Here is a 24,187-nt window from a genome sequence, read left to right as displayed (position 1 = left end):
CGGAAAGGCCCCGACGGCGACGTCGGGGCCTTTTTGCGTTCGGTGCTTTGGTTCAGTAGAGCGCGCCAAGTCCCTTGGGCTTGATCGACGGCAGGACCGTGACGGAAGCGCCATGCACATGTTTGGCGTGCAGGTGGATCACGTCGTGGTTCAGCATCCGGATGCAGCCCGAGGACACCGCGCGGCCAAGCTCCTGCGGCACCGCATCGCCATGGACCCGGTAGAGCGTGTCCTTGCCGTTCTTGAAGAGGTAGAGCGCCCGCGCGCCGAGCGGATTGCCAGGACCGGGATCCATCCCGCCATTGCTGACCGAATAGGGCGCGAGCTCGGGCTTCCGCGCGATCATCGTCTCGGGCACCTTCCAGCGCGGCCATGCGCGCGCGAATTGCAGGCGCGCGGTCCCCTCCCAGGCGAAGCCCGCCGCGCCGACCGACACCGCGTAGCGCGTCGCGATCTCGGGCGTGTCGATGAAGTGCAGGATCCCGGCATCTGGGTCGATGACGATGTCGCCCCGGCTGCGACCCGTCCAGGGGTTGGGCACTTCGCGCCGCCAATGCTCCGGCTTCAGGGTCCCGGGCGGAATGGCGGGCACCGGGTAGGGTTCGTCATGTATCGCGCCGTAGATCGCGGGAAGCGGCGGCTCTGGGGAAAGCGGCGCCGTCGCGGCGCGGGTGATCTCGGTCTCGCGCCGGGGTGCGCAGGCGGCAAGCGCCGCCGCGCCGCCGAGGGCGAGGACGTGTCTGCGTGTGAACATCTGGTCTATCCTTGGAAAAGTCTGACGGAACGACGGCGCGATGCGCCGGTCGTGCGGGAAAAGCCGTCAGGCTCGTCGCGGAGGCGCGCGAGGCGGCACATGCGCCAGCCCCTCCGCCGTTCGCCTGGACGCAGGTCTCTCGTGGTCGCCCAGGACACGCTCGGGCCAGTCCGCAGTCTCGACGAGGAGCGCCGGTGCCGCGCAGCTGCCGCCCGGAACCAGCGCCGTCCGGCACTGGCGCGCGGATACTGCGCGCAGCGTCGGGGCAACCTTCGGTCGGACCGCGTCCGTGCCTTCAGAGAGCGAGACCACGCCCGCGCCGTCTGCTGCCCTGTCCATCGCGCGCAGATACCCGCCCACGGGCAGGAGCGCGAGGACCAGCAGGAGGATCAGGAAGGGGCGCAGAATGGTCATCGCGGGCAAGGTCCGCCATTGACCTTGCGCTGTCCAGACACGTCCCGGTGAGCGCGCACGCCTGTGCGCAGATGCCGCACGGAGACTGCAACGCCGGGATATCGTTGGAAAATCAGGGCATTTGACCTAGCTCACCCCTCAAAGAGCCCGCGATGCGGGCCGCATGTTTTAACGGAGGAGACAGTCCCCATGCTCAATGCGCTCTCGCGCCCGATGGTGCGGGTAGTTGACCGCTACCTGCCCGACCCGTTCGTTTTCGTCCTCGTTCTCACCCTCGTCGCGGCGGTTGCGGCGATGCTGGTCGAGGGCACCTCGCCGCTTCAGGTCGTCACGATCTGGGGCGACGGGTTCTGGTCGCTCCTGACCTTTTCGATGCAGATGCTGCTGGTCCTGGTGACCGGCTACATGATGGCTTCGACGCCGCTGGTGCGCCGTGGCCTCTCGGCGCTCGCCGCCACGGCGAACACTCCCGGCGGAGCGATCCTCCTGGTGTCCTTCGTGTCGCTCGCGGCAAGCTGGATCAACTGGGGCTTCGGCCTTGTCGTCGGCGCGCTCTTCGCCAAGGAGCTCGCACGTCAGATCAAGGTCGATTACCGGCTGCTGGTCGCCTCGGCCTATTCGGGCTTCATCGTCTGGCATGGCGGGCTCGCGGGCTCGGTGCCGCTGTCGATCGCGACCGAGGGGCACCCCTTCGTCGACATCACCGGCGTGATCCCGACCTCGGAGACGATCTTTTCCTATTACAACCTGATCATCGTCGCCGCGCTCTTCGTTGCCGTGCCGTTCATCAACCGCGCGATGATGCCGAAGGAAGGCGAGGAGATTTTCGTCGATCCGAAGCTTCTCGAGGAAAAGCACACCGAGACCAAGACCGAGCCAACGCCGGCCGACCGGGTCGAGAACAGCCGCATCCTCGCCTGGCTCGTGGGGGCCGCGGGCGCGGCCTGGCTGATCCAGTATTTCGCAACCGGCGGCGGGTTGTCGCTCAACGTGATCAACTTCCTCTTCCTGACGCTGGCGATCATCCTGCACGGCACCCCGCGCAACCTGCTCGACTCGCTGCAGGAAGCGGTCCAGGGCGGCGCCGGGATCGTGATCCAGTTCCCCTTCTATGCCGGGATCATGGCGATCATGGTGCAGTCGGGCCTCGCCGCGACAATCTCCGAGGCGATCATCGGCTTCGCGTCGGCGACGACCCTGCCCTTCTGGTCGTTCCTCTCGGCGGGCCTCGTGAACTTCTTCGTGCCCTCGGGCGGCGGTCAGTGGGCCGTGCAGGCGCCGGTGGTTCTGCCTGCGGCCGAGGCGCTCGGCACCGATCTGGCGCGGGCCTCGATGGCCGTGGCCTGGGGGGATGCCTGGACCAATATGGTGCAGCCGTTCTGGGCCCTGCCGATCCTCGGCATCGCCGGTCTGAAGGCCAAGGACATCATGGGGTTCTGCATGGTGCACCTGATCCTGTCGGGCGCGATCATAGCTCTCGGGCTGACCTTCCTGTAAGGCAGCGCGCTTGAAGCGACACATGACTGAAGCGCCCCTGCCGGACCTCCGGCGGGGGCGTTTTCGTTGGCACGCGGATTTCGGTGAAATCCGCACGAAATCCGAGCCGGATTTCGCGCGCGTTCCGCTTCGGAACGCGCCCGCGGACGACATTTCGTGAGAGGTGACGCCGTCCGTCCCGCAAGACGTGCCGACCTTACTGCTGAGACTCCAGCGCCTCTTCGAGCGCGGGCAGGAAGCGCTGCTCGTAATCCGATCCGACCAGAGGTCCGGCAAACCGGAACAGCACCGTGCCCTCCCCGTCGAGGATGAAGGTCTCCGGCGGCGCCGTCACGCCCCATTCGATGGCGCTGCGGCCCTGGGGATCGAACGCCACCGCCTTGAACGGGTTGTCCTCATCCTCGAGATAGCTCAGCGCCGACCCGGCCTGGTCCTTGAAGTTCACGCCGAGGATCGGCAGACCATCGGCGGCCATCTCCATCAGCACCGGGTGCTCGACGCGGCAGGGCGGGCACCAGCTCGCCCAGAAATTCACCAGCGTCACTTCTCCCGAGGCCACCATCTCGCGCGAGATCGCCGTGTAGCCCTCCAGCCCCTCGACGGGCAGGCTCGGCGCCTCCCGTCCGACCCGGGTCGAGGGCAGCCCCTGCGGGTCCTCGCGGAACATGCCGACAAAGGCCAGCCCGGCGAAGGCCGCGAAGACCAGCGGCGGCAGAAGCATCAACGGCTTAACGCGCATCGCGCCGCTCCACCTTGTCGAGCTCGGATTTCACCTGTGCCGAGCGGCGCAGGCTGAGCCAGATCAGCGCCGCCAGAAGCGCCAGCGACACGCCATAGGCCGAGAGCACGTAGACCGCGTATTTGCCCAGTTCCGGCATCATGCCATCCGCTCCTTCGCGATCAGCGCCTTGAGCCTGCGCACGCGGATCTCGGTCCGGGTCCGCAGGAGGACCAGCGCCACGAAGACCAGCCCGAAGCCCACCATGGTCAGCACAAGCGGCTGCCAGAACACGTCCGAGATGTTCTCTTCCTTGTCCATCGACAGGGTCGCGCCCTGGTGCAACCCCTGGTTCCAGAACAGAACCGCGTAGCGCGACAGGAAGGCGAAGACCGAGCCGACAAGGCAGAGGATCGAAGTCAGATCCGCCGCCGTGTCCGGGTCCTCGATCGCCTCCCAGAGCGCGATGTAGCCGAGATAGAAGAGAAAGAGGATCAGGAACGAGGTCAGGCGCGGGTCCCAGACCCACCAGGTGCCCCACATCGGCTGCCCCCAGAAGGCCCCCGTCACCAGCGCCACCAGCGTCATCACCGCGCCCACCGGCGCCGCGGCCCGCGCCGCAAGAGCGCTCACGTGGTGACGCCGCACGATCCAGATCAGCGAGGCCACCAGCATCATCGCCCAGGCGTTGATCGCCATGAGTGCGGACGGCACGTGGATGTAGATGATCTTCACCGTCGAGCCCTGGCGGAAATCGTCCGGCGTGAAGAAGAACCCCCAAAACAGGCCGATCCCGACGCAGAGCGCCGCGACCACCGAGACCGGTGTCAGCACGCGATCCACCACGCGGGTGAACTTGACCGGGTTGGCATATTCCCAAAGCGACATGTGTTCTCCCCTAGCCGCTTGCCGCGCGGCGTTCAATTCACATCAGCGCAGGTTGATCCTGAGCACCGCCGCGCCCGCGAAGGGCAAGAGCGCAAAGGCCCCGAGGCTGATCCCCGCCAGAAGCAGAAGCGGCGTCTCGACCGCGAGCCCCGCCGCCCCGCGCCGCGCCGCCTCGGCCCCGAAGACAAGCGTCGGCACGTAGAGCGGCAGGACCAGGAGCGACATCAGAAGCCCGCCGCGGCGCAGCCCCACGGTGAGCGCCGCGCCGAACGCGCCGATGACCGAGAGCGCCGGCGTGCCGATCAGGAGCGACAGGAACAGCCAGAGATATCCGCCGGACGGCAGGTTCAGAAGCACCCCGAGCGCCGGGGCGGCGATGACCAGCGGCAATCCGGTGGTGATCCAATGCGCCAGCGCCTTGACCGCCACCACCCCTTCCAGCGGCAGCGGCGCCGTGGCCAGGAGATCGAGAGACCCGTCCTCGCGGTCGAGCGCGAAGATGCGGTCGAGCGACAAAAGGCACGCCAAAAGCGCCCCGATCCAGAGGATGCCCGGCGCGATCACCGACAGCGTCAGGGTCTCGGGCCCCACGCCCAGGGGCACCAGCACTGTCACGATAAGGAAGAACGCAAGCCCGAGGCCAAAGCCGCCGCCCGCCCGCACCGCGAGCGCCAGATCGCGGATCAGGAGCGCGGTCACAGGAACGCCTCGTCGCTGGCCGCCACGCGCGGCTCGGCGCGGAAGCGCGAAACGTCAAGCACCGCGCTGTCGAGCCCGAGGTCGATATGGGTGGCCATGAGCGCAGCGCCGCCGCCCGCGAGATGGGCGCGCACCGCATCGGCGAAGCGCGCGACGGACGCGGTGTCGAGCGACACGGTAGGCTCGTCCAGAACCCAGACCCGGCGACCCGTCACCATAAGCCGTGCGAGCCCCAGCCGCCGCTTCTGCCCGGCCGACAGCTGACCCGCGGGACGGTCGACGAGCGTCTCCAGGTCAAAGCCCGACAGCGCCGCCTCGATCCCGTCTTGCCCGAAGACGCGCGCCCAGAAACTCAGGTTCTCCGCGACGCTCAGCGTCGGCTTCAACCCGTCGGCATGGCCCGCATAGGCCACCTCCTCGGCGCCCATTATCTCACCGGATTCGACCGGCTGAAGGCCCGCGACGGCGCGCAGAAGTGTCGTCTTGCCCGCGCCGTTCGGCCCGCGCAACACCAGCGCCTCGCCTGCGCCAAGCGACAGGCTCACCCTTTCGAGCACCGGCACGCCCCCGCGCGCCACAGAGACGTCGCGCAACTCGAGCATCACTCCGCGCGTCCCACGCCGGGCAGACGCGCGCCGCCACGCCGGTTCATCTGTCCGAAAATATCCGCGGGGGGAACGGCGCCGCAGGCGACGTGGGGGGCGAAGGGCCCCCCTCTGCCCGCGCCGCGGGTCACCTGCGGTCCTCCATGAAGCGGGCCAGCCGTGCAAGACCCTCCTCGATATCCGCGGTCGCGCGGGCATAGGAAAAGCGCAAGGTGGTCGCGCCGCGCTCGGGATCGAAATCGAGCCCCGGCGTTACGGCGACGCCCGCGCCCTGCAGGATCTCGGCTGCGAAGGCGCGGCTGTCCTCGGTCAATTCCGAGACATCGGCATAGACGTAGAACGCCCCGTCCGGAGGCGCGATCCGCGTGAACCCCGCCTTCGGCAGGCCCTCGAGCATCAGGCCGCGGTTCTCGGCATAGACGGCGAGATTGGCCTGCAGCTCCTCCTCGGCATCCATCGCCGCCAGGGCCGCCACCTGCGCGGCATGGGGCGCACAGATGAAGAGGTTCTGCGCCAGCCGCTCGACCTGCCGCAGCTGCGCCTCGGGCAGGACCATCCAGCCGACCCGCCAGCCGGTCATCGAGTAGTATTTCGAGAAGGAGTTGATGACGCAGACTTTGTCAGAGAGTTCGAGCGCCGTGACCGCCCGCGCCTCGTATTCGATTCCGTGGTAGATCTCGTCCGAGATAAAGGCCGCGCCCCGCGCCTCGGCGCAGTCGATCAGCGCCCCCAGCGCCCCGCGGTCCAGCATGGTGCCGGTGGGATTGGCCGGCGAGGCGATCATCAGGCCCTGCCAGTCCAGCCCCTCCAGGTCGGCCGGCACCGGCTGGTAGCGGTGCGACGCAGCACTTTCGACCTCGACCGGTTCAAGATCGAGCGCACGCAGGATCTGGCGGTAGGAGGGATAGCCCGGACGCCCGATCGCGACCTTCTCGCCCGCATCGAAGAGCGCGGTGAAGGCCAGGAGGAACGCCCCCGACGAGCCCGGCGTGACCACCACCCGGGCCGGGTCGAGATCGACGCCATAGCGCTCGCCGTAATGCCGCGCGATACGTCGCCGGAGCGCCGGAAGCCCCAGCGCCACTGTATAGCCCAGGGCGTCGTCCTTCATCGCGACACCAAGCGCTTCGCGCGCCCGGGCGGGCGCGGGCGTGCCGGGCTGGCCCACCTCCATGTGGACGATCGACCGGCCCGCCTCCTCGGCGGCGCGGGCCTCTTCCATCACGTCCATCACAATGAAGGGATCGACCGCTCCGCGCCTTGAGTTCCGCATCCTGCCCTCTCTATCCTGCGGCCCAATGTCTGTAAGGAACGGCGCGCAAGGTCAATGAAGAGCCTCCGCTTTCTCGTCCTCCTGGCCGCGCTTGTCGTCGCAGGCGCCCTGCCCGCCCGCGCGGTCACGCTCCTGCGCGATGCCGATATCGAATACGCGCTGGGCGAACTGGCCGAGCCGGTGCTGCGGGCTGCGGGTCTCTCGCCCGGGTCGGTCAAGGTGCTCCTGGTCGATGACGGGGCGCTCAACGCCTTCGTCGCCGACAGCCGCCATATCCTGATCCATTCCGGCCTGGTCTTGAAGCTCGAGACCGCGCGCTCGCTGCAGGCGGTGATCGCGCATGAGGCCGCCCATATCGCCAATGGCCACTTCACCCGCCGCGCCGCGAACATGCGCAACGCGCGCACCGCCGCCGGTCTCGGCGCGGTGCTGGCCGCCGTCGCCGCGGCAAGCGGGCAGACGGAAGCGGCGGTCGGCATCGGGGCGGGTGCCGGATCGGCGGCGGCGCGGAACTTCCTCGCCCATACGCGCGCCGAGGAAAGCGCCGCCGACCAGAGCGGCATCCGCTACATGCAGCGCGCCGGGATCGATCCCGAGGGCGCGGCCGAGGTCCTGCGCATCTTCCGCGGGCAGGAGGCGCTCTCGGCCGCGCGGCAGGACCCCTATCTTCTGACCCATCCGCTGACGCGCGACCGGCTCCGGGCGGTCGAAGGCTTCGCCGCCGCCGCGCGCGGCTCCTATCCGCCCGATGGCACGGCGGCCTATTGGTTCGCCCGCGCCAAGGGCAAGCTCTCGGCCTTCCAACGCGCGCCGAAATGGACGTTGCGCCGGGTCTCGGAAGGGCCGACCCGCGACATCGCGCTAATGCGCGAGGCCGTGGCGCGCCACCGCCAGAGCGATCTCCGCGGCGCACTCAAGGCGATCGACGGGGCCCTGGCCCTGCGCCCCTCGGACCCGTTCCTCATGGATCTCAAGGGGCAGATCCTTCTGGAGAACCGGCAGGCCGGTGCCGCGGCGCAGGTCTATTCCGCTGCGTCGAGCCGCGCGCCGGGCAATGCGTTGATCCGCGGCGGGCTCGGTCGCGCGCTTCTGGCGGCGGGCGACTTCAAGGGCGCGCTCGTCGCGCTCGAAGGCGCCCGGGATCGGGACGCGCAGGACGGACGTGTGCTGCGCGATCTTGCGGTTGCCTACGCCAAGACCGGCCAGATGGGGCTTGCCTCGGTCGTGACCGCCGAGCGCTACGCCCTTCAGGGCCGGATGCGGGACGCGGGCGTTCATGCCACGCGCGCGCTGGGACTGCTGCCGCGCGGCAGCCCGGCGTGGAACCGCGCCGACGATGTGTTAAGAGCGGCGGAACGCACCCGCCGATGAGACGGATTTATCCAAGGAGAGACCCATGATTTCACGCCTCACCACGGCGACCGCACTGGCCCTTGCCCTCGCGGCCCCGGCCTATGCCTTCGACATCACCAACATGACCGATGCCGAGCGCGAGGCGTTTCGGGCAGAGGTGCGGTCCTATCTCCTCGACAATCCCGGGGTGATCATGGAGGCCGTCGACGCGCTCGAGGCGCAGCAGGCGCAGGCGCAGGCCGATGCGGATGTGCAGATGGTGGCCGACAATGCCGACGCGCTTTTCGAGGGCCATGGCTGGGTCGGCGGCAATCCCGAGGGCGACGTGACCGTCGTGGAGTTCATGGATTATCGCTGCGGCTATTGTCGCCGCGCCGATCCCGAGGTCAGCGAGTTGATCGAGAGCGACGGGAACATCCGCTTCATCCTGAAGGAGTTTCCGATCCTGGGCGAGAACTCCGAGATCTCCTCGAAATTCGCCATCGCGGTGCGCAATGTCGCGGGCGACGATGCCTACAAGGCCGCCCATGACGCGCTTTACGCGATGAACCAGGACATGTCCGAGCCGGTTCTGCAGCGGCTGGCCGAGAGCCTGGGCGTCGATGCGGATGCGGTCCTCGCGGAGATGGAAAGCGATGCGGTCGCGCAGGAGATCGCCGACAACCGGGCCCTGGCGCGCGAGATGCAGATCTCGGGCACGCCGAGCTTTGTCATGGGCGAGCGGCTGGTGCGCGGCTACGTGCCGCTCGACGGCATGCGCCAGGTGATCGCGGGCGAGCGCGCGGACGGGTGATCCGGACGCTCTGGGGGGCGGCGCTCTGGACAGCGGCGCTCGGGACGACCGCCGCGCCGCTTCACGCGGGAGCGCTATTCCCGGAGACCGAGCAGCGCGCGGCCTTCGGCGCGGAACTGCGCGCCGCGCTGATCGCCGATCCCGCTCCGATCCTTGAGGCGCTCAACCCCTCGCCGGTCAGCTATGCCGAGGACATCGCGGAGGATCTGGCCCGCCTCGATGCAGAGCGCGCGGCGCTCTACGCGCCCCATTTGCCGCGCCTCGGAGCCCAAGACGGCGCGGTCACGATCGCCTTCCTGACCGGTCCGGACTGCAACGATTGCGCCTTGGCGGAGACGGAGCTTACCGCGCTTCTGGAGCGGCTCGGACTGGCCGCGACACGGATCGACACGGGCGATGACGCGGCGGCGGCGATGATGGCGCGGCTGACCCTCGACGCGCTTCCGGCCTATGTGCTGCCGGACATGATGATCCGTGGTCACGTGCCGGATTTCGTCCTGGAGCGCTATCTCACCGAGTGAGGTATGCGCCGCGATGGCGCGCGTCGAACGAGGCTTTGCGCCGCGCTGGCGCGCGTCGCCGGTCGCTCGCTGCGCTCGCGAGAGGTTGCGCGCGGGGCTGTCGCCCCGCGCGGGCGCTATTCGGCGGCCTGAGTCTCGGCTGCGGTTTCGGCCTCGATCGCCGCGGCCTTCTTCTCGACCTCCTCGACGATGTGGTCGATCATCTTCTCGTTGGACATCTTGTGGCTGGCCTTGCCCGCCAGATAGACCATGCCCGACCCGGCACCGCCGCCGGTGAAGCCCACATCGGTCATCAGCGCCTCGCCCGGCCCGTTGACCACGCAGCCGATGATCGAGAGCGACATCGGTGTCTTGATATGTTCCAGCCGCCGTTCCAGTTCCTCGACCGTCTTGATCACGTCGAAGCCCTGACGCGCGCAGGACGGGCAGGAGATGATGTTCACGCCGCGGTGGCGCAAGCCGAGGCTCTTGAGGATCTCGTAGCCGACCTTCACCTCTTCCACCGGATCGGCGGAGAGAGAGACGCGGATCGTGTCGCCGATCCCCATCCAGAGCAGGTTGCCGAGACCGATCGCAGATTTGATCGTGCCCGAGGTGAGACCGCCCGCCTCGGTGATGCCGAGATGGATCGGCTTGTCGGTGGCCTCGGCGATGCCCTGATAGGCGGCGGCGGCCAGGAACACGTCCGAGGCCTTCACCGAGATCTTGAACTCATGGAAATCGTTGTCCTCGAGAATGCGGATATGTTCGAGACCGCTCTCGACCATCGCCTCGGGGCACGGCTCGCCGTATTTCTCGAGGAGGTGCTTTTCCAGCGACCCGGCATTCACGCCGATCCGCATCGAGCAGCCGTGATCGCGCGCCGCCTGGATGACCTCGCGCACCCGGTCGGGCGAGCCTATATTGCCGGGATTGATCCTGAGGCAGGCTGCGCCGGCCTCGGCGGCCTCGATGCCGCGGCGATAATGGAAATGGATGTCGGCGACGATCGGCACCGGGCTTTCGCGCACGATCTCCTTGAGCGCGCGGGCCGACGCCTCGTCGGGCACGGAGACGCGCACGATGTCGGCCCCTGCCTCGGCGGCGCGGGTCACCTGGTCGACGGTCGCCTTGACGTCGGTGGTCGCGGTGTTGGTCATGGTCTGCACCGAGATCGGCGCATCGCCGCCCACGGGCACGGAGCCGACCATGATCTGCCGCGACGCCCGGCGATAGATATTGCGCCACGGGCGGATGGAATTGAGGCTCATGGAAGCGTCTCCGGACGGGTCGGTCTTGTGGCAGAGCCTAGCGCGCTGCCTGTCCGATAGCTAGGTTCTGAGGCGGCGGGACGCAACCGCCGCCCGGTCGGATTACTCGACCGCGGGCGCCTCGGCGGCGTTCAGCTCGGCCACGACACGGGCGAGATCGGAATCCTGCTCGAGCTCGGCGACGCTGAAGCTCTCGGAGAGCGCGTTGACCGACAGCGCCAGGTTCGAGGTGACCTGACCGCGCGGACCGGCGGGACCGAAGGTCTGGCCGTTCATGGCGAAATAGATCGCGCCCGATTCGCCCACGCGGAGCGTCGGGGCATCCTCGGTCTGCGGGACGGCATAGGTGTCGCCCGCGTTCATGATGCCTTCGTAGATGACCGAGCCATCGGCGGCGCGCACGCGCACCCAAGCCGGGCGCACGGCGATCATCGTGACGCCGGGCGCCTGCTGTTCCAGCACCTGCGGTGCTCCGGGTTCGCCCTGCGCGATCTCGGTGGTCTCGTCGCCGAGCGCGGCGCGAAGCGCGTGATCGACACCGGCCAGTTGCGTGCCGGGTTCGCCGGACACGCCGTCGACCTGCGGCAGACGGCTTTCCGCCGAGCGCCGGGCGTAGAGGCCCACGCGGCTCGGATCGAGGGTCGAGATCGGGGCGTCGCGTGCCACCAGAACCGGGACGTCGAGCGCCTGCGGGCGGTAGAGCCGGTCGAGCGCTTCGTTCGACGGCGGGGTGAAGACACCCGCCTGTTCGGTCGGGAGCGATTCGTCTGGGGTCGGCGTTCGGGTGGCGGTTGAGATCGGGTCGAGATCGGAGAGCACCACCGGCGTCTGTTCGACCGGCGCGAGGCGCACGCGCTGCACTTCCTGCAGGACCGACCAGCCGCCATAGCCGATCCCGGCCACGAGCGCGATGAGCACGAGGGTCGAGCCGATGGCCGCCGGTTCGATCCGCGACATCAGACCGTCCCCGCCGGGCTGGAACGGCAGCGATGGCTGGGTGAAGGGATCGCGCACCGCGGAGGCCGCGACGATGGGCTGGTTCGACTTGCGCTTCACGCCCGAGGCGGCCTCGGACATGCCGTGGGCGACGGAGAAGCCGCTTTCCTCGCAGAAGAGCGCGAAGGTTTCGTCCGGGTCCATGCCGAGATAGCGCGCGTAGGAGCGCACATATCCCGCGATGAAGCCGGGCGTGTCGAAGGAGGACGGGTCGCAGTTCTCGATGGCGGCGATGTAATTGGCGTTGATTCGCAGCTCGCGCTGAACGTCGAGCAGGGACTTGCCCAGCGTCGCCCGCTCACCGCGCATTATGTCGCCCAAACGCAATTCGAAGTCGTCGAAGCTCCGCGGCTTCGCGACTTCGTCAAGCGGCAAGTCTTGCCCCTTTCGCCCGATCATAGCGATTGTCCTGTATTCACCATCTCGTGCCCCGTGCCCTGTTTATTCCAGCGACGTGGCCGATTCGAGTCGCTGGTTTATTTCGCTCACGATAGCACATCGCAAGGAATTAAACAGGAAAGGTGCAATCAGGCGGTTAATTCGGCACGATTTAGCGCGCAATGGCTCCAGAGCTCGTCCATCGCCTGGACGAGGCGGCTCATTTCGCCGGGGCCGTGAACCGGGGACGGCGTGAAGCGCAGGCGCTCCGTGCCGCGCGGGACGGTCGGGAAATTGATCGGCTGAACATAGATACCATAGCCGTCGAGCAGCATGTCCGATAGCTGCTTGGTATGGACCGGATCGCCCACGATCACCGGCACGATATGGCTGCCACGATCGATCAGCGGCAGTCCCATGCCCTTGAGCCGGGTCTTCAGAATCGAGGCGCGCTCCTGGTGCAGATCGCGCAGCTTCTGGCCTTCGGAGGTCTTGAGAAACGCCACCGATGCCGCGGCACCGGCCGCTACGGCGGGCGGAAGCGAGGTGGTGAAGATGAAGCCCGGCGCGTAAGAGCGGATGGCATCGCACATTTTCGCCGAGGCCGCGATATAGCCGCCCATCACGCCGTAGGCTTTGGCAAGGGTGCCGTTGATGATGTCGAGCCGGTGCATCAGCCGATCGCGCTCGCAGACACCCGCGCCGCGGGGGCCATACATGCCGACGGCGTGAACCTCGTCGATATAGGTCAGCGCGCCGAACTCGTCGGCGAGATCGCAGATCGCCTCGATCGGGCCGAAATCGCCATCCATAGAGTAGATCGATTCGAAGGCGATCAGCTTGGGCGCCGCCGGATCGTCGGCTTCGAGCAATTCGCGCAGATGCGCCACGTCGTTATGGCGGAAGATGCGCTTGGCACCGCCGTTGCGGCGCACGCCTTCGATCATCGAGGCGTGATTGAGCGCGTCCGAGTAGATGATCAGCCCCGGGAAGAGCTTCGGCAGGGTCGAAAGGGTGGCGTCATTGGCTATGTAGGCCGAGGTAAAGAGAAGTGACGCCTCTTTTCCGTGGAGATCGGCCAGTTCCGACTCGAGCCGCTTGTGAAAGACCGTGGTGCCCGAGATGTTGCGCGTCCCGCCCGAGCCCGCGCCGGTGGCGTCGAGCGCCTCGTGCATCGCGGCGAGAACCGCCGGGTGCTGGCCCATGCCGAGATAGTCGTTGCCGCACCAGACCGTGATCGGCGTCTCGGTGCCGTCGGACTTGCGCCATGTGGCGTGAGGGAACTGGCCCTTCTTGCGCTCGATATCGATGAACGTGCGATAGCGGCCTTCCTGGTGAAGACGGTCGATCGCTTGGTCCAGCTGCAGGTTGTAGTCCACCCTGCCCTCCTGTCGTCTCGGGTCCTGTCGCATGGAACCCCGTGATGCATTCAGCCTTGTGAATGCATATAGAAGCCACCCGCGCGGGACAAGCTCCTAGCACATGACAGAGCGTCGCAACCTTGACCTTGGTCAAAGGCTCCTGTCTCCGATCGGAAACAACCGCGGCCACCCAGTGCCTTCATTCACCACGCTGGAGGGCCTGCGGACCATGCCTCCTTTGGTCGCGCCCTTACGGTCTGACCGGCGCCCCGAGCGGACCGGCGAGGCCTGTGACCGCCGGCACAGACGGGCCGCGCCGGGGCAGGTAAAGTTCGGACATCGCCGCGACACTCCGGTGCGGCCCGTTCCCTCAACCCGATCACGAAAGCCAGACCAATGTCCCTCACCTCGTCCGGCCCGCTTCCGCTCTTCCTGCTCTGCGTCGTCTCGGCGGGTTATCTCACCGCGACCTTGGCGATGAAGATGGTCGCCGATGGCAGCGCCTCCTCGGTGGCCGCGGGATTACTCGCGCTCGGGCTCGCGGCGGTGGTGTTGGGCGAGATCGCGCTTCTGCGTGGCGCGCATCTCTCGGTGGTCTATATCGGCATTCTCGCCAGCGAGACGCTTCTGGCGCTGGCCTATGCCGCATGGATCGGAGAAGGCGTCACCCTGCGCCAGGGCGTCGGCGCGGCCTTCGTGCTGACCGGCGCGGTCGTGGTGCTGCAATAGCCGCGAAGCGGCCGAAAATCGACGCGATTTTCGCCGGTTTCCGGTTCGGAAACCGCGCCCGGCGATGACCGTGCGCTCCTCTGGACAGTGCCCGGCCTGCTGCTAGGGTCTGCCGCAACAGACCCCCGACAGGAGCCGCACCCGCCATGTCCCTCGACGCCGTTCTCGCCCGTATCGACACCGATTTCGACGCCGCGACCGACCGCCTCTTCGATCTTTTGCGGGTCCCCTCGATCTCGACCGATCCGGCCTACAAGGACGACTGCCGACGCGCCGCCGAGTGGCTGGTCGCCGATCTCGAAAGCCTCGGCGTGCGCGCCACCCTTCGCGACACGCCGGGCCACCCGATGGTCGTCGGCCATGTCGATGGACCGGGCCCGCATCTGCTCTTTTACGGGCATTACGACGTGCAGCCTGTCGATCCGCTGGAGCTCTGGGACCGCGACCCGTTCGATCCGGCGCTGGAAGAGACGCCCGCGGGCAAGGTGATCCGCGCGCGCGGCGCGTCGGACGACAAGGGGCAGCTCATGACCTTCGTCGAGGCCTGCCGCGCCTGGGTCGCGGAACATGGCAGCCTGCCCTGCAAGATCACCTTCTTCTTCGAAGGCGAAGAGGAATCCGGCTCGCCCTCGCTCATCCCCTTCCTCAAGGACAATGCCGAAGAGCTCTCCGCCGATATCGCGCTGATCTGCGACACCGCGCTCTTCGACAGCCGCGTCCCGGGCATCGTGACGATGCTCCGCGGCCTTCTGGGCGAGGAGATCACCATCACTGGCCCCGACAAGGACCTGCATTCGGGCTTCTTCGGCGGCGCGGCGATGAACCCGATCCGCGTGCTCTCGGGCATTCTCGCCAACCTCCATGACGACACCGGCCGGATCACCGTGCCGGGATTCTATGACGGCGTGCCCGAGCTCTCGCCGGAGCTCCGCGCACAATGGGAGGGCCTGGGCTTCGACGCGGGCGCGTTCCTCGGAGCGGTGGGGCTTGCGACCCCCGCAGGCGAGCAGGACCGCAGCGCGCTCGAGATGGTCTGGTCGCGCCCCACCGCCGAGATCAACGGCATCATCGGCGGCTATACCGGCGCGGGGTTCAAGACGGTGCTGCCGTCCAAGGCCTCGGCCAAGATCAGCTTCCGGCTCGTCGGCGATCAGGACCCGCACGCGCTCCGCGACAGCTTCCGCGACTGGGTGCGCGATCAGGTGCCCGCCGATTGCAGCGTCAGCTTCACCGGGCACGGCGCCTCGCCCGCCTCGACCATGGCCACCGATCACCCCGCCTTCGAGGCCGCGCGGCAGGCCCTGTCCGAGGAATGGCCCGAAGAGGCGGCCTATATCGGCTGTGGCGGCTCGATCCCGATCGCAGGCTATTTCAAGACGCTTCTCGATACCGACGCGATGCTGATCGGCTTTGCCAAGGATGACGACCAGATCCACTCGCCGAACGAGAAATACGATCTCGAGAGCTTCCACCGCGGCATCCGGAGTTGGGCCCGGATTCTCGACGCCGTGTCCCGTCAGGGTTGATTCTCTGACGCACCGCGACCCCGTCAGGCCGATCTATCCCTTCGGATAGGCGACCTGACCGAAAGACGGGAAAACTATCTGGTTTGGGCAGTGTCGAGCTGCAACATCGGCCCAAACCTTTAGGATTTCCTTAACTTTTTGAAGAATCCGCACGCGGTCGCCCGCTTCGTATCACGTTTGCGCCACATTGTTCCGGCGATATGGCCGCCATGACGCAAACGTTCCGCAAATTGACCCAATCGGATTTCCAGTCCCGGATCGCCCGGGTGGACCCGTTCTTCGCGCGTCACGGCGTTTGCCGGGTTGCACGCACGCAGCGCGTGTCGAACCCCGTGCTCTGGACGGTGATCGGGTTCGGCTGGATCTACTTCGTCGTCACCATCGGACGTCGCCGCGACTGGCTCGAGCAGAGCCTGGCGCAGGGGTCTCTGCCCGAGCATATGCGGGACTGGGTTCTCGCAGGCCTTGCCGCGCTCATCGGCGTGACCGCGGTGATGATGGTCCTGCATCTCGCGCGCTTCCTGCTGCGTCGTCGCGGCCAGCGTGGCGCCTCCGGCAACATCCTTGCAGGGGCCCTGGGCGCGCTGATGCTGGTCAATGCGCCTGCCGATATGCTGACCGGCGGCGCGCAAGGGATGGGCGGCAGCGTCGGCGCGTTCCTGACCGCCGCGCTCGACAGCACCCACACCCCCGACGCCTCTCTTGACGTCTCCGACATCCGGCTGGTCTCTTCCAAGGGCAACTGACCGACCCCGAGGCCAAATTGTTCCATCCCGCTCCCGCGACCGAGACAGCGCAGCTGTCCCAAGGCGCCATCGCGTTCGAACGCTCGGGCGACGGCCCGCCGCTTCTTCTTCTCCACGGCTATCCGCAGACGCGCGCGATGTGGCGCCCGCTGCTGCCCGCGCTGTCGGACCGGTTCACCGTCATCTGCCCGGATCTGCGCGGCTACGGCACAAGCTGGAAGCCAGAGACCATGGAAGAGATGAGCTTCCGCGCGATGGGCGTCGACATGCTGGAGCTCATGTCGGAGCTCGGGCATGACCGCTTCCACCTCGCGGGCCACGACCGGGGCGCGCGCACGGCTCACCGGATGGCGCTCGATGCCGAAGAGCGCATCGCGAGCCTCACCCTGATGGACATCGTGCCGACGCATCATCTGCTCGACACCGTCACCCAAGCGACCGCGCGCGCCTATTATCACTGGTTTTTCCTGGCGCAGCCAGCGCCCTTTCCCGAGACGCTGATCGGCCACGACCCCGACCTCTATTTCGAGCGCTGCCTCTTGGGTTTCGGCAAGGCGCGGCTCGACGAGTTCGATGCGGACCTCCTCGCAGAATATCGCGCGGCCTGGCGCGATCCGGGCATGATCCGCGCCAGCTGCAACGATTACCGGGCCGCGATCGATGTGGATTTCGCGCTCGACGCCGCCGATCTCGACCGGCAGGTCCGCTGCCCGTCGCTGGTGCTTTTCGGAGAAGACGGCGCGATGGCGCAGGCGATGGACGTGCCCGCCACCTGGGCACCCCGGCTCGCGGAGATGCGGGCCGAGGCGGTGCCCGGCGGTCATTTCTTCCCCGACCAGTTCCCGAAGGCGACAGCCGACGCGCTGCTGCGCTTTCTTGGCGCGTTGCCGCCGCTCTAGCCGCGCGGGTCCAGAAGCCGCTTCAGAAGACCCGCCTGCGTGACCTGCCCGATCAGCGCACCGTCTTTCTCGACCCCGACCGGACCCGAGGTCTCCGCCGTCGTCCGCATGACATCCGCCACGGTCAGATCGAAGGGCACCCGGATCTCCGGCGCGCCCTCGGCGGGTTCCATGACGTCGCGCGCGGTCAGAACGCCGAGTGGGTTCATGTGGGCCACGAACTCTGCCACGTAATCGTTTGTCGGAATGGAATAAATCTCTTGCGGGCTGCCGCATTGCACGATCCGGCCGCCCTCCATGATGGCGATCCGGTTGCCGATCTTGAAGGCCTCGTCGAGGTCGTGGCTCACGAAGACGATGGTCCGCTTCAGCCGCGCCTGAAGCTCCAGAAGCTCGTCCTGCAGCTTGGTGCGGATGAGCGGGTCGAGCGCCGAGAACGGCTCGTCCATCAGGAGGATCGGCGCCTCGGTCGCGAAGGCCCGCGCCAGACCCACCCGCTGCTGCATACCGCCCGAGAGATCGCCGACCTTGCGGTCGCCCCACCCGTCGAGGCCGACAAGCCCGAGCTGGGTGTCGACCTTCTCGGTCCGCTCGGATTTCGACATGCCGCCAAGCTCGAGCCCCAGTCCGACATTCTCGCGCACGGTGCGCCAGGGCAAAAGGCCGAACTGCTGGAACACCATCGCGACGTGGTTGAGACGCACGCGGCGCAGCTCGTCCTTCGACGCATGGGTGACGTTCACCATCTTGCCGCCGTCATTGACCGAGACGGAGCCCCGCACCACGGGATTGAGCCCGTTGATCGCGCGCAGGAGCGTCGACTTGCCCGACCCCGACAGCCCCATGAGAACGAGGATCTCGCCCTCGGCCACGTCCACGGAACAGTCGTGAACGCCGAGCACCTGGTCGGTCTGTTCCTGGATGTCCGGGCGCGACATGCCCTTGTCCATCAGCGGCAGGGCCGCTTCAGGATCGTCTCCGAAGACGATGGAAACATTATCGATCTTGACCGCCGTCGTCATTTCTTCGCTCCCAGGTTCAGGATCCGGTCGAGCATGATCGCCACCACCACGATGACGAACCCGCTCTCGAAGCCGAGCGCCGTGTCGACGCGGTTGAGGGCCCGCACCACCGGCACGCCCAGACCGTCTGCGCCCACGAGCGCGGCGACCACCACCATCGACAGAGACAGCATGATTGTCTGGTTGAGACCCGCCATGATCTGCGGAAAGGCCGAGGGCATCTCAACCTTCCAGAGAACCTGGTTCGGTGTCGCGCCGAAGGCCCGCGCGGCCTCGAGCAGCGGCTGCGGTGTCGAGGAGACGCCGAGATAGGTCAACCGGATCGGCGCGGGCAGCACGAAGATCACCGTCGCGATCAGGCCCGGAACCATGCCGATGCCGAAAAAGACGATGGCCGGGATCAGGTAGACGAAGGTCGGCAGCGTCTGCATCAGGTCCAGAACGGGCCGCAGGTAAGTGTAGAGCCGCGGCCGGTGCGCGGCGGCGATGCCGATGGGGACGCCCACGCCCATGCAGACCACGCAGGCCGAGATCACCAGCGTCAGGCTCTCGGTCGTCTCTTCCCAGTAATCCTGGTTGAGGATGAAGAGAAAGCCCAGTGCCACGAACAGGCAGGTCTTCCAGTTGCGCTGCAGCACCCAGGTCAGCGCCACGAAGGCGGCGATGACGATCAGCGGATTCGGCCCCTGCAGGACCCAGAGGATCCCGTCGATCAGGTGCTCCATCAGCCAGGACAGCGCCTCGAGAAACCAGTCCCCGTTGCGCCGGACCCAGTCGAAGAGCGCCTGCGCGCCCTCTCCGACGGGAATCTTGTAATCTGTCAGCACCTCCAGCATCCGTCCCTCGCTTCGCGATTGTTGATTGACTGGTCAATTAATGCCGCAGTATCCTCGAGATTGCAACAACGACCGGAGACGCTGCGAGTTGAGCGCGAGCCAGAAAGAGACGCAACGCCGACGTGACCTGATCGCGGCGACGCTGCAGGAAATCGGCGCCCATGGCACGCTCAGCGTCACCGTTGGGCAGATCGCCAAACGCGCGGGCGTCTCGCCCGGGCTGGCGTTTCACTATTTCGGCGACAAGGAGGCGCTGTTTCTCGCCGCGATGCGCGCGGTCTTGCGGCGCTACCGGCGGGCGGTTGTCGCGGCGCTGCGCGAGGCCGAGACCCCGGAAGCGCGGATCGAAGCGGTGATCTCGGCCAGTTTCGACGCGACCAATTTCCAGGACGGTGCAGTGGCGGCCTGGCTCAATTTCTACGTGCTCGCGCAGACCGCCCCCGAGGCGCGGCGGCTTCTCGAAGCCTATCACGCGCGGCTCGATTCGACCCTGCGCCACGCCCTGCGCCCGCTTCTGGGTCAGGCCGCGCCTGTGGTGGCCGGTCGTCTGGCGGCGCTGATCGACGGGCTCTACCTGCGCCAGGCGCTGACCTCCGGAAGCCCCAGGGAGGCCGAGGCGCAGATCCGCGCCGCGCTGGCGGATGCGCTGGCCGGTCAGGCCCCCGGCCGCTGATACCCGTACCAATCGAGGATCGTGCGCGCCGCCGCCAGGCGCTCGCCCGGCCTGCCTTCGCGGTCGAGGATCATCCACCAGCCGCCCTCGGGATCGCCCAGCGCCGCCGTCCGCGCATCGGCGTCGAGCCAATGCACCCAAAGCGCGCGTCCCCCGACCCGGAACCTCCCCCGTCCCTCCGAGACAAGGCTCTGCGCGACCCCGGCGACGGAAAAGCTCTCGGGCCCGATCTCGACCGCCATTCCCGGAACGACGCCCGCCCCCTCGACCACGCGCCAGTTCCCTTCGAGCCGCGCGGCATCCGCATCGACCTGGCTCGCGACCGGCTGGCTGGCATCCCGGACGGGGATCATGGCGGGCGCCTCGGGCACCGGCTCCGGCTCTGAGCACGCAACAAGCCCCAGGAAGGCCAAAAGGAGGAACCGAAATCGCCCCAATCGGCGCCGAGGCTGGCGCGAGAGCACATAGCCTCCGGAGGACCCGACATGCCCCCAGCCCTGACCGCGCTCGCCGCCGATCTCGCTCAAGACGCGGACCATGACCGCCGCTCCCCCGCGGCGCGAGCCTGCGCCACCACGCGGCTCTTTCTACTGCACGCACAGGCGCTTAGGCAAAAGCGCGGCCGGGTCCGCGACCATCGCGTGCCCGCCTTCGTGATCGACCTGATGCGGCAGGACGCCGTCGCCTCGCTCACCCGTCCGCGCCCGGACTGAGCGGACCCCGGAACCCGGTAGCGACGACGAATTTCTCGGAACTGTCGGACCGGCTCGCCGGGGGCTTGACGTTCGCCACCTTGTCGAAGCGCTGCTTCAGAAGCGCCTGAAGCGACCCTTCGGCGCCGCCCGCCAGCACCTTGGCGACGAAGGTGCCACCCTCTTCCAGAACGTCGAAGGCCAGCTCCGCCGCGGCCTCGCAAAGCGCGACGATCCGCAAATGGTCGGTCTGCTTGTGCCCCGAAGACGCCGCCGCCATGTCCGACATGACCACGTCCGCCGATCCGCCAAGCCATTCCTTGACCCGGTCGTCGGCGCCCTCCTCCATGAAATCGAGCTGGTGGATCTCGGCGCCCGCGATGGGCTCCACCTCTTGCAGATCGACGCCCAGCACCGTGCCCACCGCCTTGCCGGGCTTCTCGCCCAGCGCGTTGACCCGCCGGACCGCGACCTGGCACCAGCCCCCCGGCGCGCAGCCAAGATCGACCACGCGCGCGCCCGGCACCAGGAAGCGGAACTTGTCGTCGAGCTCCAGAATCTTGAACGCCGCGCGCCCGCGATAGCCCTCGGCCTTGGCCCGCTTTACGTAAGGATCGTTCAACTGCCGCTGGAGCCAGCGCGTCGACGAGAGCGTCCGCCCCCGCGCCGACTTGACCTTGACCTTCAGATCGCGCTGCCCGCGCCCCGAGGATTTCCGCTCACCGGGTTTTCTCGCCATCTCGCGTGCTTCTTCTTTTTCCAAATACGCACCACGCCGTCCGTGACTGGCGCAACTCTTCGAGGTCTCATAGGCCCTTTCCGCGGGCCTGAAAACTGCGGCGCTGTCAGACCGGCCCGTCCTCGAGCACGCCATCGGCCGACATCTGCGCGTAGAGAAGCCCCTCGCGGAGCCCGCGATCGGCCACCGACAGCCGGTCGGTCGGCCAGAGCCGCAACAGCGCCTGCAGGATCGCCGCGCCCGACATGATCAGCGCGTGCCGGTCCGACCCGATCCGAGGATCGCGGCGGCGTCCCTCCGGGCCCATCGCGAGATAGCTGTCGATCACCGCCTCGATCTGGGCCGAGGTCATGCGCAGCCCGTCGACCTTGGTGCGGTCGTAACGGCGCAGCCCCAGATGCGAGGCCGCCACCGTCGTCACCGTCCCGGACGTACCGACGATCTGAAAGCCCGCGCGGGTTTGCTCGTCCTTGTATGGCGCGAACTCGGCGAGGTTCTCCTCGAAGAACCAGCTCATCAGCGCGTAGCGCCCGGCATCGTCATCGACATCGGAGAACTGGTCACGCAGCGTCGCCACGCCGAGCGGCACCGAGATCCAGTCCACCACGCGGGCGGTCGGGAACGGTGTTTCGGCCTGCTGGAACCCCGCATGTAGGCGCATGATCGCGCGCGGCCGGTCGCGATGCGGCACGCTCGAGAGGTCGATCCAGACCAGCTCGGTCGATCCGCCGCCGATATCGACAACCAGAAGCTGCTCGGTCTTGGTCGACACGAGCGGCGCACAGGAGATGACGGCAAGCCGCGCCTCCTCTTCCGGCTGGATGATCTCGAGCTGCAGGCCTGTCTCGCGCTTGACCTGGCGGATGAACTCGGGCGCGTTCTTGGCGCGACGGCAAGCCTCGGTGGCCACCAGCCGCATCCGCTGGACCCCGTGCCGCGCGATCTTCTGGTGGCAGACCCGGAGCGCGCTGATCGTCCGCCCCATCGAGGCCCGCGACAACCGTCCCGTGCGTTCGAGCCCAAGGCCCAGCTGAACAGATTTCGAGAAGGAATCGACGACGTGAAACTGACTGCCCTTTGGCTGGGCAATCAGCATGCGACAACTGTTTGTACCCAGATCCAGCGCCGCGTAGAGCGCAGCCGGATCGGGCCGAGCGGGCGCGGGGCTCTCGACCGGTTTCGGGAACGCGCCCGCACCACCGGGACGCTGAGGCGCCATGTTCAATGCGCCTTATTCCGAACTTCAACTTACCGATCAAGATACGCGCCGCCCCCCGCTCGCGCAAGCTTTGTCACAGCGAGGTGACAGTGCCGAAGACTGTGACTTCAGCGCATAAGGCGCAAAACGGCCACGGGGCGCGGCCTTGTGACATCGGTCTCTGAGAACGCATGTTCTTCGGCATGACCAGCCCAAACGCCCCGAGCGGCCTTTACATCCATCTTGGACTGCATCGCACCGGATCAAGCGCGCTCCAAGACTGTCTTCACCTCAACAAGGCTGCAATCGAGGATGCGGGGCTTCTGGTCTCTGTCGCCCGTCGCGACGGAGCTGGACAGAATCCTGTCAGGCTGCGCATGCCCGGCCCCGGAGAGTTTGGCAAAAACCTGCACCGACTTGCCTTCCGCCGCGACCGTGCGCTGCGGAAGCGCGGGATCACCGCCGCAAATTGCGCGATACTGTCCGAGGAGAACCTGATCGGCAACATGAGCGCTGCACTGCGAGAACGCCCGTATCGGCTGGCAGGACGCCGACTGGCATTCCTCGCCGAGGGGCTGAACGCACCGATCCGCCGCGTGCTGATCGTCGTGAGAGGCTACGGGCCCTTTGCCGCGTCGCTCTACAGGAAACGCTGCGAATTCAACCTGATGCCGCCCTTTTCCGATCTTGCCGACGGATTTTTGCGCAGCAGCCGCGGCTGGGTCGACTTGATCGAAGATATCCGCGTGGGCCTCGCCCCCGAAGAGATGGTCGTCCTGCGCCATGAGGACCAAACCCCGCCGCTCTCGGTCGCCCGACATCTCGCGCCGTCTCTCGTCGAGCTGTCGCTCACGCCCTTGGAGCGGCGCGTCAATGCGAGCGTTCCCGACGCCGCGCTTGAGGCCCTTCAAGAGGCGTTTCGCCGCGACGAGAACCTGTCGCACGAAGACCGTCTCGAGCTGATCGACGCACATGCCGGACGTGACGGGCCATCCATCGCTTCCATTCCGCCCAGCCTGAGCGCGACGCTTGAAGACCGCTACATGCGCGACCTTGACGTGATCGCCGCGATGCCTGGTGTCCAAATGCCCGACCCGCGACCTGCCACCTGACCGAACCGGCTTCGGGACATGAACGCGGCTCATGGTCTTCATGGGAATTATGAGCCTCCCGCCACATGGTCTTTCCCGCCGCTTGCGCATAGCGTCCGTGTCGCAGCGCAAGGGTGCGGTGTCGCAAAGCGACCCTCCCGGATCGCGCGCTGTCGCTATTGCTGTGCCAGACCGGAGAGATGAGGAGCGCCATGCCCGAGGTCACCATCGTTTACTGGCGGGACATTCCCGCGCAGGTGATCGTGGGCCGAGGCCGCCGCGCGGTGAAACAACCGCTGGCGGAGCGTTTCGAACAGGCGATCGACCGTGCCGCGATGAAATCGGGTGCGGCGGGGACCGACGACTATCTCGCGGAATGGCGCAAGGCCGCGCCCTACCCGGTCGATGGCGAGCCCGCCGAGGTCGCCGCCGCGGAAGCGGCGCGTCTCGAGGCGGAGTTCGACTCCGCGAGGCTGAAAAGCCTCATCGACAGCGATGGCCGGGCGTGACCGCCCGATGCGATTATGGGAGGCCCT

At 67.4% G+C, this 24,187-nt stretch carries 28 protein-coding genes; 12 read left to right on the top strand and 16 right to left on the bottom strand.

Annotated elements, in window-relative coordinates:
• Positions 1–52: 52 nt before the first annotated feature.
• Entirely contained in the window at positions 53–754 is a 702-nt protein-coding gene (locus ACFQ4E_RS04980) for a L,D-transpeptidase (protein ID WP_386801838.1), read from the bottom strand.
• 66 nt (positions 755–820) lie between these two features.
• Positions 821–1,168: a hypothetical protein gene (locus ACFQ4E_RS04975; protein WP_386801837.1), complete on the bottom strand. Its 348-nt coding sequence runs from the start codon at positions 1,166–1,168 to the stop codon at positions 821–823.
• Between the two features lie 189 nt (positions 1,169–1,357).
• Between ACFQ4E_RS04975 and ACFQ4E_RS04970 the strand changes: the two genes are divergently transcribed.
• On the top strand, positions 1,358–2,665 hold the full coding sequence (locus ACFQ4E_RS04970) for a short-chain fatty acid transporter (protein WP_386801836.1): 1,308 nt from the start codon (positions 1,358–1,360) through the stop codon (positions 2,663–2,665).
• A gap of 196 nt (positions 2,666–2,861) precedes the next feature.
• Here the strand turns inward: ACFQ4E_RS04970 and ACFQ4E_RS04965 are convergent, their stop codons facing one another.
• The 6 genes from ACFQ4E_RS04965 to ACFQ4E_RS04940 all read right to left on the bottom strand — a co-directional run bounded on the left by ACFQ4E_RS04965 (position 2,862) and on the right by ACFQ4E_RS04940 (position 6,848).
• A complete protein-coding gene (locus ACFQ4E_RS04965) occupies positions 2,862–3,404 on the bottom strand; it encodes a DsbE family thiol:disulfide interchange protein (RefSeq protein WP_386801835.1) in 543 nt (180 codons plus the stop codon).
• Positions 3,394–3,546: a heme exporter protein CcmD gene (gene ccmD, locus ACFQ4E_RS04960; RefSeq protein WP_386801834.1), complete on the bottom strand. Its 153-nt coding sequence runs from the start codon at positions 3,544–3,546 to the stop codon at positions 3,394–3,396. Before ccmD ends, ACFQ4E_RS04965 begins: the two co-directional genes overlap by 11 nt.
• Positions 3,543–4,271 carry a heme ABC transporter permease gene (locus ACFQ4E_RS04955; RefSeq protein WP_386801833.1) on the bottom strand — a complete coding sequence of 243 codons (729 nt, stop codon included), beginning with the start codon at positions 4,269–4,271 and terminating at the stop codon, positions 3,543–3,545. The genes ccmD and ACFQ4E_RS04955 overlap by 4 nt, the downstream gene beginning before the upstream one ends.
• Before the next feature lie 42 nt (positions 4,272–4,313).
• Positions 4,314–4,970: a heme exporter protein CcmB gene (gene ccmB, locus ACFQ4E_RS04950; protein WP_386801832.1), complete on the bottom strand. Its 657-nt coding sequence runs from the start codon at positions 4,968–4,970 to the stop codon at positions 4,314–4,316.
• Positions 4,967–5,572 (bottom strand): heme ABC exporter ATP-binding protein CcmA, encoded by a 606-nt coding sequence (ccmA, locus tag ACFQ4E_RS04945; RefSeq protein WP_386801831.1) that lies wholly within the window; start codon positions 5,570–5,572, stop codon positions 4,967–4,969. Before ccmA ends, ccmB begins: the two co-directional genes overlap by 4 nt.
• Positions 5,573–5,702: 130 nt before the next feature.
• Positions 5,703–6,848, bottom strand: a complete 1,146-nt coding sequence (locus tag ACFQ4E_RS04940; RefSeq protein WP_386801830.1) for a pyridoxal phosphate-dependent aminotransferase — start codon at positions 6,846–6,848, stop codon at positions 5,703–5,705.
• Between the two features lie 54 nt (positions 6,849–6,902).
• Here ACFQ4E_RS04940 and ACFQ4E_RS04935 point away from each other — a divergent pair, with 54 nt between their 5' ends.
• From ACFQ4E_RS04935 to ACFQ4E_RS04925, 3 genes are read left to right on the top strand one after another with little or no spacing between them, the layout of a single operon-like run.
• On the top strand, positions 6,903–8,219 hold the full coding sequence (locus ACFQ4E_RS04935; protein WP_386801829.1) for a M48 family metalloprotease: 1,317 nt from the start codon (positions 6,903–6,905) through the stop codon (positions 8,217–8,219).
• A 25-nt stretch (positions 8,220–8,244) separates the two neighbouring features.
• Positions 8,245–8,994 (top strand): DsbA family protein, encoded by a 750-nt coding sequence (locus ACFQ4E_RS04930; RefSeq protein ID WP_386801828.1) that lies wholly within the window; start codon positions 8,245–8,247, stop codon positions 8,992–8,994.
• A complete protein-coding gene (locus ACFQ4E_RS04925; RefSeq protein WP_386801827.1) occupies positions 8,991–9,515 on the top strand; it encodes a hypothetical protein in 525 nt (174 codons plus the stop codon). The genes ACFQ4E_RS04930 and ACFQ4E_RS04925 overlap by 4 nt, the downstream gene beginning before the upstream one ends.
• A 116-nt stretch (positions 9,516–9,631) precedes the next feature.
• Here the strand turns inward: ACFQ4E_RS04925 and ispG are convergent, their stop codons facing one another.
• The 3 genes from ispG to hemA all read right to left on the bottom strand — a co-directional run bounded on the left by ispG (position 9,632) and on the right by hemA (position 13,518).
• A complete protein-coding gene (gene ispG / locus ACFQ4E_RS04920) occupies positions 9,632–10,765 on the bottom strand; it encodes a flavodoxin-dependent (E)-4-hydroxy-3-methylbut-2-enyl-diphosphate synthase (protein WP_386801826.1) in 1,134 nt (377 codons plus the stop codon).
• 102 nt (positions 10,766–10,867) lie between these two features.
• Complete coding sequence (locus ACFQ4E_RS04915; protein ID WP_386801825.1) at positions 10,868–12,136, bottom strand: helix-turn-helix domain-containing protein; 1,269 nt, start codon at positions 12,134–12,136, stop codon at positions 10,868–10,870.
• Between the two features lie 152 nt (positions 12,137–12,288).
• Positions 12,289–13,518, bottom strand: a complete 1,230-nt coding sequence (hemA, locus tag ACFQ4E_RS04910) for a 5-aminolevulinate synthase (RefSeq protein WP_386801824.1) — start codon at positions 13,516–13,518, stop codon at positions 12,289–12,291.
• A gap of 378 nt (positions 13,519–13,896) precedes the next feature.
• Here hemA and ACFQ4E_RS04905 point away from each other — a divergent pair, with 378 nt between their 5' ends.
• The 4 genes from ACFQ4E_RS04905 to ACFQ4E_RS04890 all read left to right on the top strand — a co-directional run bounded on the left by ACFQ4E_RS04905 (position 13,897) and on the right by ACFQ4E_RS04890 (position 17,400).
• The gene (locus ACFQ4E_RS04905; RefSeq protein WP_386801823.1) at positions 13,897–14,229 is read left to right on the top strand and encodes a 5-aminolevulinate synthase; all 333 of its coding nucleotides are present in this window, start codon (positions 13,897–13,899) and stop codon (positions 14,227–14,229) included.
• A gap of 146 nt (positions 14,230–14,375) precedes the next feature.
• The gene (locus ACFQ4E_RS04900; RefSeq protein WP_386801822.1) at positions 14,376–15,755 is read left to right on the top strand and encodes a M20/M25/M40 family metallo-hydrolase; all 1,380 of its coding nucleotides are present in this window, start codon (positions 14,376–14,378) and stop codon (positions 15,753–15,755) included.
• 209 nt (positions 15,756–15,964) lie between these two features.
• A complete protein-coding gene (locus ACFQ4E_RS04895; RefSeq protein WP_386801821.1) occupies positions 15,965–16,501 on the top strand; it encodes a hypothetical protein in 537 nt (178 codons plus the stop codon).
• 17 nt (positions 16,502–16,518) lie between these two features.
• Positions 16,519–17,400, top strand: coding sequence for an alpha/beta fold hydrolase (locus ACFQ4E_RS04890; RefSeq protein WP_386801820.1), 882 nt, complete (start codon positions 16,519–16,521; stop codon positions 17,398–17,400).
• Here the strand turns inward: ACFQ4E_RS04890 and choV are convergent.
• Positions 17,397–18,422 carry a choline ABC transporter ATP-binding protein gene (choV, locus tag ACFQ4E_RS04885; protein WP_386801819.1) on the bottom strand — a complete coding sequence of 342 codons (1,026 nt, stop codon included), beginning with the start codon at positions 18,420–18,422 and terminating at the stop codon, positions 17,397–17,399. The two genes, ACFQ4E_RS04890 and choV, sit on opposite strands and share 4 nt — an antisense overlap.
• On the bottom strand, positions 18,419–19,255 hold the full coding sequence (gene choW / locus ACFQ4E_RS04880) for a choline ABC transporter permease subunit (protein ID WP_386801930.1): 837 nt from the start codon (positions 19,253–19,255) through the stop codon (positions 18,419–18,421). Before choW ends, choV begins: the two co-directional genes overlap by 4 nt.
• Before the next feature lie 91 nt (positions 19,256–19,346).
• Here choW and betI point away from each other — a divergent pair, with 91 nt between their 5' ends.
• On the top strand, positions 19,347–19,931 hold the full coding sequence (gene betI, locus ACFQ4E_RS04875; protein WP_386801818.1) for a transcriptional regulator BetI: 585 nt from the start codon (positions 19,347–19,349) through the stop codon (positions 19,929–19,931).
• On the opposite strand, the gene ACFQ4E_RS04870 is transcribed toward betI, so the two are convergent.
• Positions 19,913–20,284, bottom strand: a complete 372-nt coding sequence (locus tag ACFQ4E_RS04870; protein WP_386801817.1) for a lipocalin — start codon at positions 20,282–20,284, stop codon at positions 19,913–19,915. The genes betI and ACFQ4E_RS04870 overlap by 19 nt on opposite strands.
• Positions 20,285–20,416: 132 nt before the next feature.
• Between ACFQ4E_RS04870 and ACFQ4E_RS04865 the strand changes: the two genes are divergently transcribed.
• Complete coding sequence (locus tag ACFQ4E_RS04865) at positions 20,417–20,644, top strand: hypothetical protein (protein WP_386801816.1); 228 nt, start codon at positions 20,417–20,419, stop codon at positions 20,642–20,644.
• Here the strand turns inward: ACFQ4E_RS04865 and ACFQ4E_RS04860 are convergent.
• On the bottom strand, positions 20,622–21,362 hold the full coding sequence (locus ACFQ4E_RS04860) for an RlmE family RNA methyltransferase (protein WP_386801815.1): 741 nt from the start codon (positions 21,360–21,362) through the stop codon (positions 20,622–20,624). The two genes, ACFQ4E_RS04865 and ACFQ4E_RS04860, sit on opposite strands and share 23 nt — an antisense overlap.
• Before the next feature lie 106 nt (positions 21,363–21,468).
• Positions 21,469–22,581 (bottom strand): Ppx/GppA phosphatase family protein, encoded by a 1,113-nt coding sequence (locus ACFQ4E_RS04855; RefSeq protein ID WP_386801814.1) that lies wholly within the window; start codon positions 22,579–22,581, stop codon positions 21,469–21,471.
• 170 nt (positions 22,582–22,751) lie between these two features.
• On the opposite strand from ACFQ4E_RS04855, the gene ACFQ4E_RS04850 reads away from it, so the two are divergent.
• Together ACFQ4E_RS04850 and ACFQ4E_RS04845 are read left to right on the top strand one after the other, a co-directional pair.
• Complete coding sequence (locus ACFQ4E_RS04850; RefSeq protein WP_386801813.1) at positions 22,752–23,672, top strand: hypothetical protein; 921 nt, start codon at positions 22,752–22,754, stop codon at positions 23,670–23,672.
• Between the two features lie 191 nt (positions 23,673–23,863).
• Entirely contained in the window at positions 23,864–24,160 is a 297-nt protein-coding gene (locus ACFQ4E_RS04845) for a virulence factor (RefSeq protein ID WP_386801812.1), read from the top strand.
• Positions 24,161–24,187: the final 27 nt, after the last annotated feature.

This window comes from Litorisediminicola beolgyonensis (assembly GCF_042679605.1).
GTDB lineage: Bacteria > Pseudomonadota > Alphaproteobacteria > Rhodobacterales > Rhodobacteraceae > Litorisediminicola > Litorisediminicola beolgyonensis.
The sequence above is the reverse complement of the archived record's forward strand: the minus strand, read 5'-3'. Positions and strand labels throughout refer to the sequence as shown.